The sequence below is a fragment of the Nonlabens sp. Hel1_33_55 genome, from assembly GCF_900101765.1.
Classification (GTDB): Bacteria; Bacteroidota; Bacteroidia; order Flavobacteriales; family Flavobacteriaceae; genus Nonlabens.
This window is the reverse complement of sequence record NZ_LT627735.1, coordinates 1,904,678-1,921,591: the sequence shown is the minus strand read 5'-3', so window position 1 is coordinate 1,921,591 and position 16,914 is coordinate 1,904,678. Positions and strand designations below refer to the sequence as shown.

Annotated in this window: 18 protein-coding genes; 3 read left to right on the top strand and 15 right to left on the bottom strand. The window is 38.7% G+C overall.

Features of this window, described 5'->3' with window-relative positions:
* Positions 1 to 69: 69 nt before the first annotated feature.
* The 6 genes from gap to BLO34_RS08580 are packed head-to-tail and all read right to left on the bottom strand — an operon-like array spanning position 70 to position 5,586.
* Positions 70 to 1,059 (bottom strand): type I glyceraldehyde-3-phosphate dehydrogenase, encoded by a 990-nt coding sequence (gene gap, locus BLO34_RS08605; protein WP_090754476.1) that lies wholly within the window; start codon positions 1,057 to 1,059, stop codon positions 70 to 72.
* Between the two features lie 28 nt (positions 1,060 to 1,087).
* The gene (gene lipA / locus BLO34_RS08600) at positions 1,088 to 1,960 is read right to left on the bottom strand and encodes a lipoyl synthase (protein WP_090754475.1); all 873 of its coding nucleotides are present in this window, start codon (positions 1,958 to 1,960) and stop codon (positions 1,088 to 1,090) included.
* A gap of 47 nt (positions 1,961 to 2,007) precedes the next feature.
* On the bottom strand, positions 2,008 to 3,114 hold the full coding sequence (locus BLO34_RS08595; RefSeq protein ID WP_090754473.1) for a glycosyltransferase: 1,107 nt from the start codon (positions 3,112 to 3,114) through the stop codon (positions 2,008 to 2,010).
* Positions 3,115 to 3,321: a membrane or secreted protein gene (locus BLO34_RS08590; RefSeq protein WP_090754471.1), complete on the bottom strand. Its 207-nt coding sequence runs from the start codon at positions 3,319 to 3,321 to the stop codon at positions 3,115 to 3,117. It abuts the gene before it with no gap.
* A 46-nt stretch (positions 3,322 to 3,367) separates the two neighbouring features.
* Positions 3,368 to 4,399 carry a UDP-N-acetylmuramate dehydrogenase gene (gene murB / locus BLO34_RS08585; protein WP_090754469.1) on the bottom strand — a complete coding sequence of 344 codons (1,032 nt, stop codon included), beginning with the start codon at positions 4,397 to 4,399 and terminating at the stop codon, positions 3,368 to 3,370.
* Positions 4,396 to 5,586 (bottom strand): pyridoxal phosphate-dependent aminotransferase, encoded by a 1,191-nt coding sequence (locus BLO34_RS08580; protein WP_090754467.1) that lies wholly within the window; start codon positions 5,584 to 5,586, stop codon positions 4,396 to 4,398. The genes murB and BLO34_RS08580 overlap by 4 nt, the downstream gene beginning before the upstream one ends.
* Before the next feature lie 73 nt (positions 5,587 to 5,659).
* On the opposite strand from BLO34_RS08580, the gene BLO34_RS08575 reads away from it, so the two are divergent.
* Positions 5,660 to 6,997, top strand: a complete 1,338-nt coding sequence (locus BLO34_RS08575; RefSeq protein WP_090754465.1) for an aspartyl protease family protein — start codon at positions 5,660 to 5,662, stop codon at positions 6,995 to 6,997.
* A gap of 8 nt (positions 6,998 to 7,005) precedes the next feature.
* On the opposite strand, the gene BLO34_RS08570 is transcribed toward BLO34_RS08575, so the two are convergent.
* The gene (locus BLO34_RS08570) at positions 7,006 to 7,383 is read right to left on the bottom strand and encodes a DUF1573 domain-containing protein (protein ID WP_090754463.1); all 378 of its coding nucleotides are present in this window, start codon (positions 7,381 to 7,383) and stop codon (positions 7,006 to 7,008) included.
* Between the two features lie 108 nt (positions 7,384 to 7,491).
* Here BLO34_RS08570 and BLO34_RS08565 point away from each other — a divergent pair, with 108 nt between their 5' ends.
* Positions 7,492 to 10,125, top strand: a complete 2,634-nt coding sequence (locus BLO34_RS08565) for a valine--tRNA ligase (protein WP_090754461.1) — start codon at positions 7,492 to 7,494, stop codon at positions 10,123 to 10,125.
* Positions 10,126 to 10,227: 102 nt separating this feature from the next.
* Here BLO34_RS08565 and BLO34_RS08560 read toward each other — a convergent pair whose 3' ends face one another.
* From BLO34_RS08560 to rsfS, 6 genes are all read right to left on the bottom strand, one after another.
* Positions 10,228 to 10,506: an acyl-CoA-binding protein gene (locus BLO34_RS08560; RefSeq protein ID WP_090754459.1), complete on the bottom strand. Its 279-nt coding sequence runs from the start codon at positions 10,504 to 10,506 to the stop codon at positions 10,228 to 10,230.
* Positions 10,506 to 11,156 carry a phosphatidylserine decarboxylase family protein gene (locus tag BLO34_RS08555; RefSeq protein WP_090754457.1) on the bottom strand — a complete coding sequence of 217 codons (651 nt, stop codon included), beginning with the start codon at positions 11,154 to 11,156 and terminating at the stop codon, positions 10,506 to 10,508. The genes BLO34_RS08560 and BLO34_RS08555 overlap by 1 nt, the downstream gene beginning before the upstream one ends.
* A complete protein-coding gene (locus BLO34_RS08550; protein ID WP_231959594.1) occupies positions 11,146 to 11,943 on the bottom strand; it encodes a phosphatidate cytidylyltransferase in 798 nt (265 codons plus the stop codon). The genes BLO34_RS08555 and BLO34_RS08550 overlap by 11 nt, the downstream gene beginning before the upstream one ends.
* A 25-nt stretch (positions 11,944 to 11,968) precedes the next feature.
* Entirely contained in the window at positions 11,969 to 12,514 is a 546-nt protein-coding gene (locus tag BLO34_RS08545; RefSeq protein ID WP_231959443.1) for an LUD domain-containing protein, read from the bottom strand.
* Positions 12,515 to 12,657: 143 nt separating this feature from the next.
* Entirely contained in the window at positions 12,658 to 14,694 is a 2,037-nt protein-coding gene (gene ftsH, locus BLO34_RS08540) for an ATP-dependent zinc metalloprotease FtsH (RefSeq protein WP_090754450.1), read from the bottom strand.
* A gap of 15 nt (positions 14,695 to 14,709) precedes the next feature.
* Positions 14,710 to 15,081: a ribosome silencing factor gene (rsfS, locus tag BLO34_RS08535; protein ID WP_090754449.1), complete on the bottom strand. Its 372-nt coding sequence runs from the start codon at positions 15,079 to 15,081 to the stop codon at positions 14,710 to 14,712.
* Positions 15,082 to 15,159: 78 nt separating this feature from the next.
* On the opposite strand from rsfS, the gene BLO34_RS08530 reads away from it, so the two are divergent.
* Positions 15,160 to 15,873 carry a biotin--[acetyl-CoA-carboxylase] ligase gene (locus BLO34_RS08530; RefSeq protein WP_090754447.1) on the top strand — a complete coding sequence of 238 codons (714 nt, stop codon included), beginning with the start codon at positions 15,160 to 15,162 and terminating at the stop codon, positions 15,871 to 15,873.
* On the opposite strand, the gene BLO34_RS08525 is transcribed toward BLO34_RS08530, so the two are convergent.
* Both BLO34_RS08525 and pyrE read right to left on the bottom strand, forming a co-directional pair.
* On the bottom strand, positions 15,870 to 16,256 hold the full coding sequence (locus BLO34_RS08525; protein WP_090754445.1) for an orotate phosphoribosyltransferase: 387 nt from the start codon (positions 16,254 to 16,256) through the stop codon (positions 15,870 to 15,872). The genes BLO34_RS08530 and BLO34_RS08525 overlap by 4 nt on opposite strands.
* Before the next feature lie 2 nt (positions 16,257 to 16,258).
* Entirely contained in the window at positions 16,259 to 16,909 is a 651-nt protein-coding gene (pyrE, locus tag BLO34_RS08520; protein WP_090754443.1) for an orotate phosphoribosyltransferase, read from the bottom strand.
* Positions 16,910 to 16,914 lie beyond the last annotated feature (5 nt).

Genomic DNA, 16,914 nt, shown 5'->3' with positions numbered 1-16,914 from the left:
GAAGCGGAATCTGCTAGCTTTTTAGGCCTTAAATCCTCCGTTAATCGATAAAAAATTGTGGTGCAGAGCTCATTTTAAGGAATGTAGCCTTGAAACCATGTCCATTAATCTGCTAGAATAACCGCTTTCGTTATCGTACCAACCTATGATTTTAACCAATTTCCCTATCACAGAGGTCATTTGACTATCATAAATACAAGAAAAGGGTGATCCAGAAATATCTATAGAAACCAATGGTACATCAGTGTAGCTGAAGGTGGAAGGATTCGCTTTCGCGAAAGCGTAAAATGCATCATTCACCTCATCTACGGTAACTTCATTCTTGACATTAATGGTCATATCAGTCAGGCTGCCATTGGGAACCGGCACACGAATACCGCAACCACCTATCACATCGCTTAAATGCGGAAATATTTTAGTCAAAGCTTTGGCGGCTCCAGTAGTTGTAGGTACTATCGACTGCCCAGCTGCTCTCGCGCGGCGTAAGTCTTTATGTGGTTGATCATGCAAACTCTGGTCCGTGGTGTAACTATGAACGGTGGTGATATATGCCTGCTCCACACCACAGAGCTCGTCTAGAACCTTAATCAGCGGCGCTGCGTTGTTAGTAGTGCAACTTGCATTTGACACAATCAAATCATCAGCTTCAAGGATATGATCATTCACTCCCAACACCACGGTTTTTATATCGTCGTCAGTAGCGGGAGCACTTAAAATGACTTTAGAGGCTCCAGCTTTTATATGTTTTTTAAGCTCTATTATGGATTTGAATTTACCAGTGGACTCTATCACAATGTCGATATCGCCCCATTGTAAATCTTCCAATTTTGCTTGATGGGTAAACTTAATATGTCTATGATCAATGATTAATTGGTCCTTATCATGTGAGATATCATTAGGTAATACACCGTGTATGGAGTCATACTTGACAAGATGTGCCATAACTTCAATAGACGCCAGATCATTGATGGCCACTACCTCGATTTCTGGATTGGAAAGCGTTGATCGTAAAAAAGTACGTCCTATACGTCCAAAACCATTGATGGCAACTCGTATCATAAAGAGATTCTAAATTCCTAAATCAGGATTAAAGGATGTGCTTGTGAGCCTTGTAAGAACTGCGCACTAGTGCGCCGCTTTCTACATGTCTAAAGCCCATTTCAAGACCTAAGGTCTCATATTTCTTGAATTGCTCAGGAGTAATAAATTCCTTTACCGGCAAGTGTTTTTTTGAAGGTTGTAGATATTGACCTATTGTTACAACGTCTACATTATTATCTCTAAGATCTTCCATTGTTTGAATGACCTCAGCTTCCTGTTCGCCTAAACCTAGCATGATACCAGATTTAGTGCGATTGATTCCTTCTTGCTTTAAGTATCGCAACACTTCAAGGCTACGATCATATTTCGCTTGAATACGAACTTCCCTAGTGAGGCGCTTTACTGTTTCCATATTATGAGAAACCACCTCTGGATTTGCCGCTACAATACGATCAATATTTCTGGTGACACCTTGAAAATCTGGTATCAAAGTTTCTAGTGTAGTGGTTGGGTTCATGCGTCTCACAGCGGCAACAGTCTCTTTCCAGATAATGCTACCCATATCTTTTAAATCGTCACGGTCCACACTGGTGAGAACTGCATGTTTAATTTCCATTAATTTGATACTGCGAGCTACTTTTTCTGGCTCTGCCCAGTCCACATCTTCCGGTCTGCCGGTTTTTACACCACAAAAACCACATGATCGTGTACAGGTATTTCCTAATATCATGAAAGTCGCGGTACCTTCAGTCCAGCATTCTCCCATGTTGGGACAACTTCCTGAAGTACATATGGTGTGTAGATCGTATTTATCAACGACACCGCGCAATTCCTTATATTTTTGACCTACCGGCAATTTTACACGCAACCATTTAGGTTTTCCCTTGGGTGGTGCTACGCTAGTTTCTGCTGTATTCATAGAACAAAGTTAAGGATTATGTAGTCGATCAAAGAGTTAAAACCTGACTAGTTCCAGCGACTGGGTTGACTCTTTTTATTGGATAGAAAAAGCCCTAATTGCAAACTGACTAAAAGCAGTTCAAGTAGTGGTATGAATGGAATGAGTTCGCTTTCGCGAAAGCGAGATAATCCCTTTCCCAAAATCACCATGACAATCACGTATCTTATAATGACCAGTGATAGAATAGCTTCCCATTGCAATCCAAAGACAAAACCTAGAATCGTAGCAATAAAAAACAAAAACTGAGAAGTGAAAAAGATTCCCAAACTCAATTTATGTTTGAATTTGTAGCGTTTTGAAGTGCTTATATGTCGCTTCTTTTGAATCCACCATTTTTTCCAATTTGTTTTAGGATTGCTTATGGTAAAAGCATCTGGATCAATCACTACAGCGGTATTATTCTTTGTCGCGGCCTCATTTACAAATAGATCATCATCGCCACCCATGACTTTCATATGACTCATAAAACCACTTACATCATAAAACTGTTTTGAAGTGTATGCAAGATTGCGACCTACACCCATATAAGGATTGCCTCTAAAAGCGTATCCTAGATATTGTATTGCAGCAAGCGCGGTTTCAAACCGGATAAGTGCATTGAGCAAGGAGTTTTTAACCTTGTGATAGCCACTATAGCCCAAAACAATAGTCGTGTCGTTTTGCAATGGTTGGCTAATCATTTTTAGCCATTGGTTGCTTGCTGGTTCACAGTCAGCATCTATGAATATAAGGTGCTCATTTACGGCTTTTTTGATACCTAAAGTGAGCGCGTATTTTTTATTACCCCAAAAGGTCTCGTTGTTGACAACGTCAACCATTTTAATTTTGGGATGTTTCTCGACAAAATCTTCAATAACGTATCGCGTATCATCACTGCTAGCGTCGTTAATTAAAATAATTTCAAAATCTGGATGATCTTGAGAAAGAAGTAGTGGGACCAATTTTTTGAGGTTTTCTTCCTCATTTTTAGCACAAACGATTACGGAAACTGGAGTCTTGTTTTCGCTTAGTTTAGATTCCTTGTAATAAGCTACTTTAGAAAAATAGAAGTAAAAGTATATGTTGAGTATGACACATACCAATAGGATGGCATAGAATAATCCTATAGTCATTTATACTTTTTTACCGATGGTATCGCAATTACTTTGTTCTTCTGGAAGCTTGCCGCACATGCCGCAGGCTTGACCATCTTTATTTAGATAAGGATTTTGGCTGGCACAAGTTCCAGCAAATTTACCGTCTTTCTTTCCCCAGATTTTAATCGCGATTCCAGCAAATGCCAATGCTAACAAACCGAATGTGATCAATAGTAATTCCATAATACAAATTTACAAACTAGGCCTCAAACTGTTCCTAGCATTAACACTAATTCTCAATCAGATTAACTTCAGTTTCAATAAGGATACCATAAGTGGTTTTGACCATTTTTTGAATTTCCTTTGCGACATTCAGTATTTCGTTACCAGTTGCATTACCATGATTGACCAGCACCAATGCCTGCTTGTCGTGAATTCCTGCATCGCCATAACGCTTTCCTTTAAAGCCAGATTGATCGATCAACCAACCTGCTGGAATCTTTACGTGTCCTTCATTCACAGCATAGCTAGGCATATCAGGGAATGACTGCAGTAAATCCTGATACTTACCTTTCTCGATGACTGGGTTTTTGAAAAAGCTACCGCTGTTGCCTATGACTTTTGGATCTGGTAATTTGCTGGATCTAATGTTTATAACGGCTTGAGCTACTTTGGCGATGGAAGCCTCACCATCCAGACGCTCCATTTCTTCCTTGATGGCACCGTAATTAATTTTGAGATCGTAATCTGACGTTTCATTCAAATCGGTTAGCTCTAAGGTAACTGAGGTAATTACGTATTTGCCTAATGCTTCATTTTTAAAAACAGAATCTCGGTAACCAAAATTGCATTCGGCCGCCGTTAAAGTCCTCTTCATACCTGATTCTAAATCCATGACCTCGCACGACACAAACACATCTTTCAATTCGACGCCATAGGCACCAATATTCTGTATTGGTGCGGTACCTGTATTGCCGGGAATTAGCGCAAGGTTTTCAATTCCTGCTAGATTATTTTCTACGCAATAAAGGACGAGTTTATGCCAGTTCTCACCTGCGGCAACTTTTAGTTGGACCAGGTTGCCATTAGCTCGAATTCTTTCGATTCCAGTCAAATTGATGTGGAGAACAGGTTTTTCAATATCGTTAAGAATGAGCATGTTGCTACCACCACCTAAAAGGAATTTATCGCTGCCATGAAAATAGGCCAACGCTTCTTTGAGTTGTTGCAATGTGATTATTGAGGTATACGCTTTCGCGAAAGCGGAAATACCAAATGTGTTGTGCTCCTTAAGAGGATAGTGATGGAAAACCTCAATCACGATAAATACTCCTTGAGTCCTTTTTCTAAAATATTCACTGCTTTTACCAACGATTCTTTTTCTAAAACGTAGGCAATTCTTATTTGGTTCTTACCCATTCCTGGTGTACTATAAAAACCTGCTGCTGGTGCCACCATAACAGTTTCACCTTCAAATTCAAACGATTCCAACAACCATTGGGCAAAGACATCTGTATCCTCAACGGGTAATTGTGCAACGCAATAGAACGCGCCACCTGGATTTGCCACTTCAACACCATCAATTTTTTTCAAACTTGAAATAAGGATGTCACGGCGTTCTATATATTCTTGAATGACATCATCAAAATAAGACTGAGGTGTGTCAAGAGCAGCCTCTGCAGCAATTTGTGCAAAAGTAGGAGGGCTCAATCGCGCCTGCGCAAATTTCATTGCTGCTGCAATGACTTCTTTATTTTTTGAAACCATGCAACCTATTCTTGCGCCACACATGCTGTAACGCTTGCTCACACTGTCAATCATTATGGCGTGATTTTCTAGACCCTTTTGATTAAGCACGGAATAATGCTCGCGACCGTCATAGGCGAACTCACGATAAACCTCATCTGCCACTAGAAATAGATCATGCTTCTGTACTAACGCAGCCAACTGATCCATCTCTTCTTGAGTATACAGATAGCCTGTTGGGTTCCCAGGATTACAGATCAAAATGGCTTTTGTCTTGTCGGTTATCAATTTTTCAAATTCGGCTATGGATGGTAGTGAAAAGTTATTTTCAATAGATGTGGAGATTGGTTTTACCGCCACGCCACTAGCTGTTGCAAACCCGTTGTAGTTGGCATAGAAGGGTTCTGGAATGATAACCTCGTCACCGTAATCGCAAATACTTCCCATGGCAAACAGTAAAGCTTCGCTACCACCAGTAGATACTATGATATCATCTATGGATAAGTTCATACCCAATTTGTTGTAATGTGATATCAACTTTTCTCTATAACTCAAGTTTCCTGCACTATGACTATATTCAAGAATTGTCATATCATTTTGTCGTACCGCATCAATCGCCTGTGGTGGTGTCTTGATATCTGGTTGACCTATATTGAGTTGATATATATGAGTTCCTCGTAGTTTTGCAGTCTCTGCAAATGGTACGAGTTTACGAACTGGAGATGAAGGCATTGACCTTCCTTTTTCTGAAATCTGTGGCATGGAATTATTTTTGCAATACAAAGGTAAGAATAGGGTATCGCACGCTCAAGTGCGATAGCTTATATTTAATACTATGAGTCGATATTTAATTTGTTTGGTAGCTTTTCTGAATGCATTCTGTGCCTTGGGGCAGGAAGGTTTTCAATTACCAGAGGATGTTGATAAAATCACCATTCCTTTCAAACGATCAAATAACTTGATCATCATCCCAGTTAAGGTAAATGGCACACCTTTAAACTTCATTTTGGATACAGGCGCGTCACATTCCATAATTTTTAATCTTGAAAAAGTTGATTCAATTAATGTCCAAAAAGGGAATAAATTAAAAATTTCTGGCTACGGAAAGAGAGACCCTTTTGAAGTCTACTATAGCAGTAAAAATCAATTAGAATGCAATGGTTACTATTCTAACAATGCCAACCTTTTTATAATGGCAAATGATAATATTAACCTTTCAGGGTTTCTTGGTGTTGATATTCATGGATTAATGGGGTATGATTTTCTATCAAATTTTTTAGTGGAGCTAGATTATCAAAAAAGTGTAGTGAACATACATGGCGGAAATTCAAAAATCAAACGAAGACTTAGAAGATCCACAAAAATTCCTATCAAAATCGAAAAACGAAAGCCTTATGCGATTACTGTTATAGAAAATAATGATGGTCGTGCCAACCTCAATACACTGATTGATACTGGTAATGGTGATGCCATGTGGATGCTACCACCATTAGAAAAATCAATCATACCGAAAAAGGGATTTCCTGATTTTTTAGGGACAGGATTAAGTGGCAAGGTAAAGGGAATGCGATCAAAAGTTGATCAGCTTTCTTTAGGAAAGCATCAACTGAATGGAGTAACAGTTTCTCTTCCAGAATTAGAAAGCCTCGTCAACTATTCTACTGATACAAATCAGCAATTGGATTTTAAAGGTTCCGTTGGTGGTGAAGTATTGAGCAGATTCAAAGTTTTTCTAGACTATCAAAACGAAATGATGTATCTAAAACCTCGAGAAAATCTTAAGAAAGGTTTTTATTATAACATGGCAGGAATTGAATTAATTGAAGGTGATTTACAGGTATTCTCAACCATTGAAGATGTCAAATTGAAAGAGATAAATGATGGATACAGAAATGTTAGTAATGATGGATCAAATCTAATTTCCAAAAGAAAAGTGATAACGTTGGCGCCAAGGATATTTATCAATTACGTAAGACCTGATTCTCCTGCAGCAATTGCTGGACTAAAAGTTGGCGATGAAATTTTGAAAGTAAATAATACATCTCAGGCTAATTTGAGAATAGATAAACTCTCGAGTAAATTTTACAGTAAACCTTATTCTAACATAAAATTTTCAGTAAAGCGCGATGTAGAAATCTTCAAAGTAAAATTCCAATTGATCCCTTTGATCTAAAATTCTATCTATTCGACTACCGTACCTTTTAGCTTCAATGCTATAATTCCAGGTGTAGAATTCCCTTTAACAGTAAGAGTCTTTACAATAGGTCCTAATTTTTTAGTATCATAGGTAACTACAATTTTCCCTTTTTCACCAGGCTCGATAGGCATATCTGGTTTAGAGATGATGTCACAAGTGCAAGAAGAAAATATATCAGAAATCACAAAAGGTTCGTTACCTGTATTCGTAAACAAAAAAGTGCGTTTTCCATCTTCACCTTTTTTAATAGAACCGTAATCAATCACTTTGTTCTCAAATTCAATAGAAGTGGATCCAGCAGTTTGTGCAACCGACGTAAATCCTGAAAAGACGATAAGTACAAAAAATAAAATAGGTTTCATAGCCTTTGATTTTTATAAAAGTAATCATTGTTCATTAATGCCTGCTTGTTGGCTTATGATTTAAGTTATAATTACTTTTGCTACCTAATTCCAATAATTAAGCCAAACATGTCTCAAGCATCCAAATACGATTCCAAAACTGCCGAAGATAAATGGTACAAATACTGGATGGAAAACGACTTTTTCAAGTCGGTGCCAGATGATCGTGAGAGTTACACGATAGTGATTCCGCCACCTAATGTTACGGGTGTTTTACACATGGGTCACATGTTGAATAATACCATTCAGGATGTTCTCATACGTCGGGCGAGGCTCAAAGGATTTAACGCATGTTGGGTGCCTGGAACAGATCACGCTTCCATTGCCACTGAGGCAAAAGTCGTGAAAAAACTGAAGGAGGAAGGCATAGATAAAAATGATCTTACTAGGGAAGAGTTCCTAGACCATGCTTGGCAATGGACACACGAGTATGGCGGAATAATTTTAGAGCAACTTAAAAAATTAGGAGCTAGTTGTGACTGGTCCAGGACTAAATTTACACTGGACGATGATATGTCTCAAAGTGTTATCAAGGTTTTTATAGATCTATACAATAAGGGTTTGATTTACCGTGGTTATCGCATGGTAAACTGGGATCCAGAAGCTCAAACCACACTTAGTGATGAAGAGGTGATCTATGAGGAGCGTAATGGAAATCTCTATTATTTAGAGTATCCAATTAAGGGCTCTGAAGATAAGGTGACTATTGCCACTACAAGACCTGAGACTATTCTGGGTGATACTGCTATTTGTGTGAATCCTGAAGATAAAAGGTACACGCATTTAATCGGTAAAACGGTGGTTGTTCCTATCGTAAATCGTGAGATTCCAGTTATTGCAGATGAGTATGTGGATGTGGAATTTGGAACTGGTTGTTTGAAAATCACACCAGCACACGATGAGAATGATAATAAAATAGGAGAGAAGCACCATCTAGAAGTGATCGATATCTTTAATGCAGATGCCACGCTCAATAGTTTTGGCCTGCATTATGAAGGCAAGGATCGGTTTGAGGTGCGCAAACAAATCTCTCAAGAGCTTGAGGAAAAAGGATATTTAGTCAAGAAGGAAAATCACCTTCACAAAGTAGGTACTAGCGAGCGCACTAAAGCCGTGATCGAGCCTAGACTTTCTGATCAATGGTTTCTCAAGATGGAAGATCTCGCCCAACCTGCTATCAAAGCGGTTAGGGAAGACATCGTTGAGCTACTACCTTCAAAATTTAAGAGCACCTACTTTCACTGGATGGAAAATGTGCGGGATTGGAATATCTCTAGACAACTTGTTTGGGGTCAGCGCATTCCAGCCTATTATTATGGTGATGGAAAGGATGACTTTGTGGTTGCTAGCAATGTTTATGAGGCTGTTACGCTTTCGCGAAAGCGAACTACCAACACCTCTATAACATCAAAAGATCTACGTCAAGAAAGTGATGTTCTTGATACATGGTTCTCTAGCTGGTTGTGGCCTATCAGTGTTTTTAATGGAGTTCTGGAGCCTGAAAATGAGGAGATCAATTATTACTACCCAACTAGAGATCTAGTCACTGGGCCAGACATCTTGTTTTTTTGGGTGGCACGTATGATTGTTGCGGGTTATGAATTGAGGGATGAAAAACCGTTTGATAAAGTGTATTTAACGGGATTAGTTAGAGATAAGCAGCGTCGTAAGATGTCCAAATCGCTTGGGAATTCACCTGATGCTTTAAAGCTGCTTGAACAGTATAGCGCTGACGGCGTTCGGGTTGGTTTGCTATTAAGTAGTGCCGCTGGGAATGACTTAATGTTTGATGAAGATTTATGCCAGCAGGGAAAAAACTTTGTCAACAAGATGTGGAATGCCTTTAGACTTACCCAAGGTTGGGAAGTTAATAAGCAGTTAACACAACCAGATTATGCTGCTCAAGGTATCGCCTGGTATCGCAGTAGGTTTGCTCAAGCAATGGAAGAGGTTGAGGATCATTATTCTAAGTATAGAATAAGTGATGTGCTCATGACCAGTTATAAATTGATATGGGATGATTTCTGTGGATGGTTGCTAGAGATTGTAAAACCAGCTTACCAACAACCTATTGATGCTCAAACATTAGCTGAGGTTATTTCTCTATTTGAAGATAACTTGAGGTTGATGCATCCATTTACTCCTTTTATCACAGAAGAAGTCTGGCAAAGTATTCAGGACCGTCAGCCTAGTGAAGCGCTATGTATCAACACCTGGCCAGAATCTGGGGTTGTTGAGAAAGAACTTTTACAGGATTTTGAAATGGTTCAAGAGGCGATTTCAGGAGTACGTAAGGTTCGTAAGGAAAAGCAGATCAGTTTTAAAAATGAGATTGATTTATTTGTGATCAACAATGAAAACTTATCTGACCGCTATGATGAGCTCATCAAAAAAATGGGGAACATTACTTCTATTAATACTACAGATGAGCAAATTGCAGCAGCTGCAAGTTATCGTGTACGTTCCAATGAATACTTTGTACCACTAGCAGGAAACATTGATACAGAAGCAGAAATCGAAAAGCTGACTACTGAACTCAAACACGCACAAGGATTTTTAATTAGTGTGCAGAAAAAGCTCTCCAATGAGCGTTTTATGGCGGGAGCACCAGAACAGGTAGTTGCTATGGAACGTAAAAAAGAGGCAGATGCCCTGGCTAAAATTGAAACCATTCAATCCAGCCTCACAGCACTAGAGTCCTAAAATATGAATCCGTTTACTTTTATAATTGTGTTTTTTGGAGCCATGATGGTGTGTTTGATCGCGCTCGCGATTTACATCATGAGAAAAAAATAGAATAGACTGTTACCAAGGTTTGGGATACAAATCTTCGATGATCTCGATGTAGCGCTGTTTGGCTTCATTTTTTGACAGCTGTTGTACTTGAATTAAGGCATTCATTTTAAAACCTGATCTTAAATCGTTGGTTTCAAAACTACGATTGCTGACATAGGATTCATCAATGACCCTTTTGTAATAGGCATAAAGATGTAACTGCAGTTCGAGAGGCACCTCGGACTGTTCTTGTGAACTCGCTTTCGCGAAAGCGGCTTCAAATTCTTTATCTAATTCTTCTTCTGTCATTAAAAGTTTGCAAGGATGGACTCGCCGCCGCGAACTTTCTGATTAAGTTCGACCTTAATTTTTGCATCCAGTGGCAAGAAAACATCGACTCTAGATCCAAATTTAATGAATCCGCTGTCAGTTCCTTGAACGACCTCTTCATTTTCAGCAGCATAATTAACGATGCGTTTTGCAAGAGCACCGGCAATCTGGCGATACATAATCTTCACAGTATTTTTATGTTCAACTACCACAGTGGTTCTTTCATTTTCTTCACTGGCTTTAGGGTGCCATGCTACAAGATATTTACCAGGATGATATTTTGAAAATGCTACTTTACCGCCTATGGGATATCTAGTAACGTGAACATTAATAGGTGACATAAACACAGATATCATGATACGCTCGTCCTTAAAGTATTCATTTTCTGAAACCTTTTCAATAACCACAACTTTACCATCAACTGGTGAAACAATAGTAGCATCATCAAGTATGGTCTGTCTTTTTGGATTTCTAAAAAACTGGAGAATAATCACGATAACAAAGAGTGCGAGTATTACCAGAAGAAAATGTAACCATATGGGCATAGGAACGCTAAAAGCCACTCCTACCAGTATGGCAGAAACTATAATAGCGATGATTATGGATGGTGTACCTTCTTTATGAAACATGGTTGATGATTAAAAATGTGAGATATGCAAACGGTGCTGCAAAGATAATACTGTCCATGCGGTCAAATATACCGCCATGTCCTGGCATGATACTACCACTGTCTTTTACGGCAGCTTGACGTTTTATTTTTGATTGGATCAAATCTCCTATAGTACCAAAAAATGCTACCACAAATGCAATGATGGCCCAGTCATAAACAGAATAATCGTCAATCCCTGTAGAAGCCAAATAAAAGTGTAATAAAATTCCAGCAACGATTGCCATTACTAATCCACCTACAAAGCCTTCAATAGTTTTTTTAGGTGAGATACGTTTCATCAATTTGTGTTTTCCTAGCAATCTACCTGATATGTATGCAAAACTATCGTTAGTCCAAATGATTGCAAATATACCAATCAGTAATTCAGGTCTATATGTTTCAACGATGTTGGGTAACAAAGCAAGAAATAAGCTGGAACCTATCAGATATAGAAGTGCAATTATGTGTTTTTTGGTATTGAATAAAGCAATTCTATCGACAAGCACTAAATCCCTTATCAAGTAGATATTTACCAAAAGAGTCGCAATCAGTAAAAGATAGATCACATTTACATTCACTCCTTGCCAGACAATAAAGTAGTAGGCTAATGGCAACATGGGATAAATAACCCATTGCCTAAGTCTAATCATAGGCATTAACTCTACTAAGCATATAAATGCAAACACACAAAATAGGAGGATAAAAACCCATTCAGGTGCATAAAGAGCACTTATGACAACCAATGAGACATAGATTATTCCCGACATAGAGCGAACTAACAATTCTCTCATGCTATAAGTCTTCTAATAGAATGAGATATAATCTCTTGTTAGGTACACCGTAGTTCATAAGATCTTTCTCTTTCTCTTTTGTGGTCTCTTGATCTTGAAAATTTTTGAGGGTAGTAATGTTGGTTGGGATGGAACCGCGGCTATTGTGGTGTTTAATTCCTCTTAAACCTTCACCTATAGATTCTACAATCTGACTAGTACTTGCCAGAACTACAAAAGTGTCTGGTAGTTCTTTCGGTTTATTCTCTTTAATCTGGTTGGAAGAAAACAATATAGCACCATTGTCAGCAATGATATATTCACAAGTGCTTAAAAAAAAGCTGCTATCCCGTAAGTGCTGATTGTAATTTAAATTGAAACCATCAAAGCGTTCCATCAATTGCTCATCATAGCAAAATGCAGGCGTTTCAAAATAGTCATGTTCTACTAGAATATCTTCAAAATGCTGCTGCACTTCATTCTCATCTATCGCATATAGAAAACGTCCACCGTGGCGAGAAAAGTTATGGATAAATTGCTCATCTAGAGGTAGTTTCTCCTCAGGCATATATTTGGATCGTTCAGCAGCTGACCGCCCAGATTCACTGGTGACGGAAACCTTCCTGAAGATTTTTTTAAATATGCCCATTGTCAATCTTACCTATAATCGCAGATTCATGTAAATATAGCTACTTATTTATGGAAGACAAACTATTCTTCCTCGCTTACGTCAGTTACTTCGGTAGTTTCAGGTGCAGCTATTGAACGGCTAGATGATTTTAAAGCTATGGGCTCTTCCTTAACGAAAGCTCGTTTTCCAAATATCTTTTCAAGATCGTCTTTGAATATCACTTCTTTGTCAAGCAATAGTTCAGCTAGCTCAGTCAACTTATCCTTATGTTCTGTTAACAAACTGATTGCTCGTTGATATTGGGCTTCAATAATTTTTGAAATCTCCTCGTCAATAGTAACCGCAGTGGCCTCACTGTAAGGCTTGGTCATATTATACTCTTGTTGACCGCTAGAATCGTAGTAGGTTATATTTCCAACTTTTTCATTCAGTCCATAAATAGTCACCATGGCTCTTGCCTGTTTGGTCACTTTTTCGAGGTCACTTAATGCACCAGTAGATATATTATTGAAGATGACCTTTTCTGCAGCACGTCCACCCATTGTGGCGCACATTTCATCCAGCATTTGCTCTGGACGCACGATTTGACGTTCTTCAGGAAGATACCATGCGGCACCCAAAGATTGACCTCTAGGAACGATAGTAACCTTTACTAGAGGAGCAGCATGTTCTGTCATCCAGCTTACCGTAGCGTGTCCAGCCTCATGATATGCAATCGTCTTTTTCTCACTAGGAGTAATCAACTTATTCTTTTTCTCTAAACCACCAACGATACGATCGACTGCATCAAGGAAATCTTGTTTATCAACAGCCTTCTTGCCTTTACGAGCGGCGATAAGAGCTGCTTCGTTACAAACATTTGCTATATCAGCACCACTAAATCCTGGAGTTTGTCTTGCGAGGAACTCTGTATCTAACTCATTAGCAACTTTTTTGATAGGTCTCAAGTGCACTTCAAAGATCTCTTCTCTCTCACGCACATCTGGAAGGTCTACATAAATCTGACGGTCAAAACGACCTGCTCTCATCAATGCTTTATCAAGTACATCTCCACGGTTGGTTGCTGCAAGAACAATAACATTTGTTCCTGTTCCAAAACCATCCATTTCAGTCAACAATTGATTTAGTGTATTCTCACGTTCATCATTGGATCCAGAGAAATTTGACTTTCCTCTAGCTCTACCTATGGCATCAATCTCATCGATAAATATAATGGCTGGGCTTTTTTCCTTAGCCTGTTTGAAAAGGTCACGTACACGACTTGCACCTACACCTACAAACATCTCCACAAAATCAGAACCACTTAAAGAGAAAAAGGGAACCTTGGCTTCTCCTGCAACAGCTCGTGCAAGTAATGTCTTTCCTGTTCCTGGTGAACCAATCAAAAGGGCTCCTTTAGGAATTTTACCACCTAGGCTAGTGTACTTCTCAGGATTTTTGAGAAAATCAACTATTTCTTGAACTTCCTCTTTTGCTCCTTCCAGACCTGCAACATCCTTAAATGTGGTTTTCACATCTGTTTTTTGGTCAAATAATTTGGCTTTTGATTTTCCAATATTGAAAATCTGTCCACCAGCACCGCCACCAGCACCGCCAGACATACGTCGCATCAAAAATATCCAGATACCTATGATAATTATAAAGGGAAGAAATGTTCCCAATAGGCTCAACCATCCATCATCTTCTGCGTCAAATTTGAGTGTAGTTGGAAGGTTCTTTTCTGTAATAATCTCATCAATTTTTCTTTCAAAAATTTCAAGATCACCATATTCTACGCTGTATTGCGGAATATCACTACCAGCAAGAACACCATCTTTTATGGCTTTGCTATGCTTTTGTAATTTGAGAGCTTCTTGCGTTAGAAAAACACGAGCGATGCTTCGGTTTTTAACCACGACTACTTTGCTGACTTCACCTTCTTCTAAATATTCAAAGAATTCGTTAGGTGTGGTTACCTGTGGCGCTGTTAACTGGCTAGAAACTAAATTATAACCTAGAAACAATAATATAATAGGTACAACAACCCACCAGATACTGAATTTTGGTTTTTGATTAAGAGGCGATCCCATCTTCTTAGACGCCTTATTTTTTGGGGTACTATTTTTATCTTGAGACATTAAGTTTGTTTGTAATTAGTAGGTACTCTCAATATTTGTGGTAACGGCATCGCCCCACAATCCTTCCAGATCATAGTATTCACGTATCTGCTTTTGAAATACATGAACCACTACATCTACATAATCCATAAGCACCCATTCACCTTGAGATGCACCTTCAACATGCCATGCATTTTCTTGAAGTTGCTTGCTTACCTTTCTTTGAACTGAATTTACTATGGCATTGACCTGGGTATTTGAGGTACCATTGCAGATGATAAAATAACTGGTTACCGTGTTATCAATATCCCTTAGATCTAGTATCGTGATATCATTTCCCTTAACATCTTCAATCCCTGCAACGATTTGCGAGATGAGATCATCGGTAGAAACTTTTTCTTTAGTCATTAAAAATTTTTTGTATCCACAAATTTATTCTTTTTTTGAACGCCCTTAAAAATTAGCGGCTTCAAACTTATCCTATTTGTGTCCTTTCAATTAGTCAAAATACATGCCACTGAATCCACTAATGATGAATTGAAATCTCGCTTTCGCGAAAGCGAACTACCTCAACTTACCACCCTACATACAGACCATCAAATTGCTGGTAAAGGTCAAATGGGTGCAAAATGGGTTTCAGAACCATTTAAAAACTTGACATTCAGCATATTAATAACTGATTTGTTACAAGGTTTAACCGATTTTGAGATTAATAAATTCGTTACTGTCACTGTAGTAGAATGGTTGCGCCAAAAATTACAGATTCAAGCAGTTATAAAGTGGCCCAACGACATACTGTCAGTCAATCACAAACTAGGCGGCATTCTCATCGAGAATATTTATCAGCAAAGCGAGCGCCAAGCCACAATCATAGGAATAGGTCTAAACATCAATCAAACTGAATTCATTGATCTCCCAAAGGCAATTTCGATTTCGCAAATCACTGGGAAGACCTGGAGTCTTGATGAGTTGCTTATTAGCTTTATGACTTTCTTTGAGAATAGGTTAACTAGACCGCAAGATTCCATTGAGAGATATGAGTCGCTTTTGTTCAAACTAGGTCGCAAAACGCAGTTTAAAATGGAGGCTCAAACCTTTGAAGCAACGGTTCTGGGAGTTGATACAGACGGTAAATTGAGGCTATTAGTAGAAGGTAAAGAGCAAACTTTTGATCTCAAGGAAGTTTCCTGGATTTATTAAAGCTTCTCGATACCGTTTGCGAGTTGATCAAGAAATTTATTGATAGGGCCTTTAATCATCATGGCCATCATGGCATTAAAATCACCTTCAAAAAATAATTGAGCAGCAGCACCTTTAGGATCTTCTTCAATATCTGCAGTTAGAGTGAAGGATAGTTTATCACCTAAAGAACCCAACACAACCTTTGAATAAGGAGTCGATTCTCTTAGAGCTAATTTGATCTCAGGCATTCCTTTTAAACCGAACAAAAATTTATCATCTCCTAACAACTCAAACTTCGCATCTTCAGGTAGAAGGTGCTTGAAGTTTTCAACTTGTGTCAGAAAATTATATAGTTCTTCGGGAGATTTTTGTGTCTTTGCAACACGACTTTCTAGATTCATAATTATGAGGTAGTGTTATTCCAGTTGCTGGGATCCTTTCTCCAGCTGGTAAGTAATTCTAATGTTTGACTGTCAAAGTGTCCTTGCTTTGTGGCTACCTCGATAAGATGATTGTAGTCACTCAAAACAGTCAGTTCCACATTTGCATCTTCAAAGTTCTGGACTGCAAAATCAAAACCGTAGGAGAAAAGGGCCACCATTCCTTTGATGGTTGCACCAGCTTCCTTTAAAGCGATAGCGGCATTGAGGCTGCTCATTCCCGTACTTATAAGATCTTCAACGATTACTACTTTTTGACCTTTTTCAAGATGCCCTTCTACCTTATTTTGACGTCCGTGCTTTTTTGCTTCAGGTCTTACATAGACAAAAGGTAGGTTCATATAATCTGCTACTAACATACCTATACCTATCGCTCCAGTTGCAACTCCAGCGATAACGTCTGGCTTCCCGTATAGATTATCTATTTGTGAGGATAACTGTTCTCTGAGAAAATTACGGACTGTAGGGTAGGATAGTGTGATACGATTATCACAATAAATAGGAGATTTCCAACCACTGGCCCATGTGAATGGTTTTTGTGGTTGTAATTTTATTGCCTTTATTTGCAACAGCAATTCAGCAGTTTTTATCCCAACATTTTTATCTCTGACCATGCCGC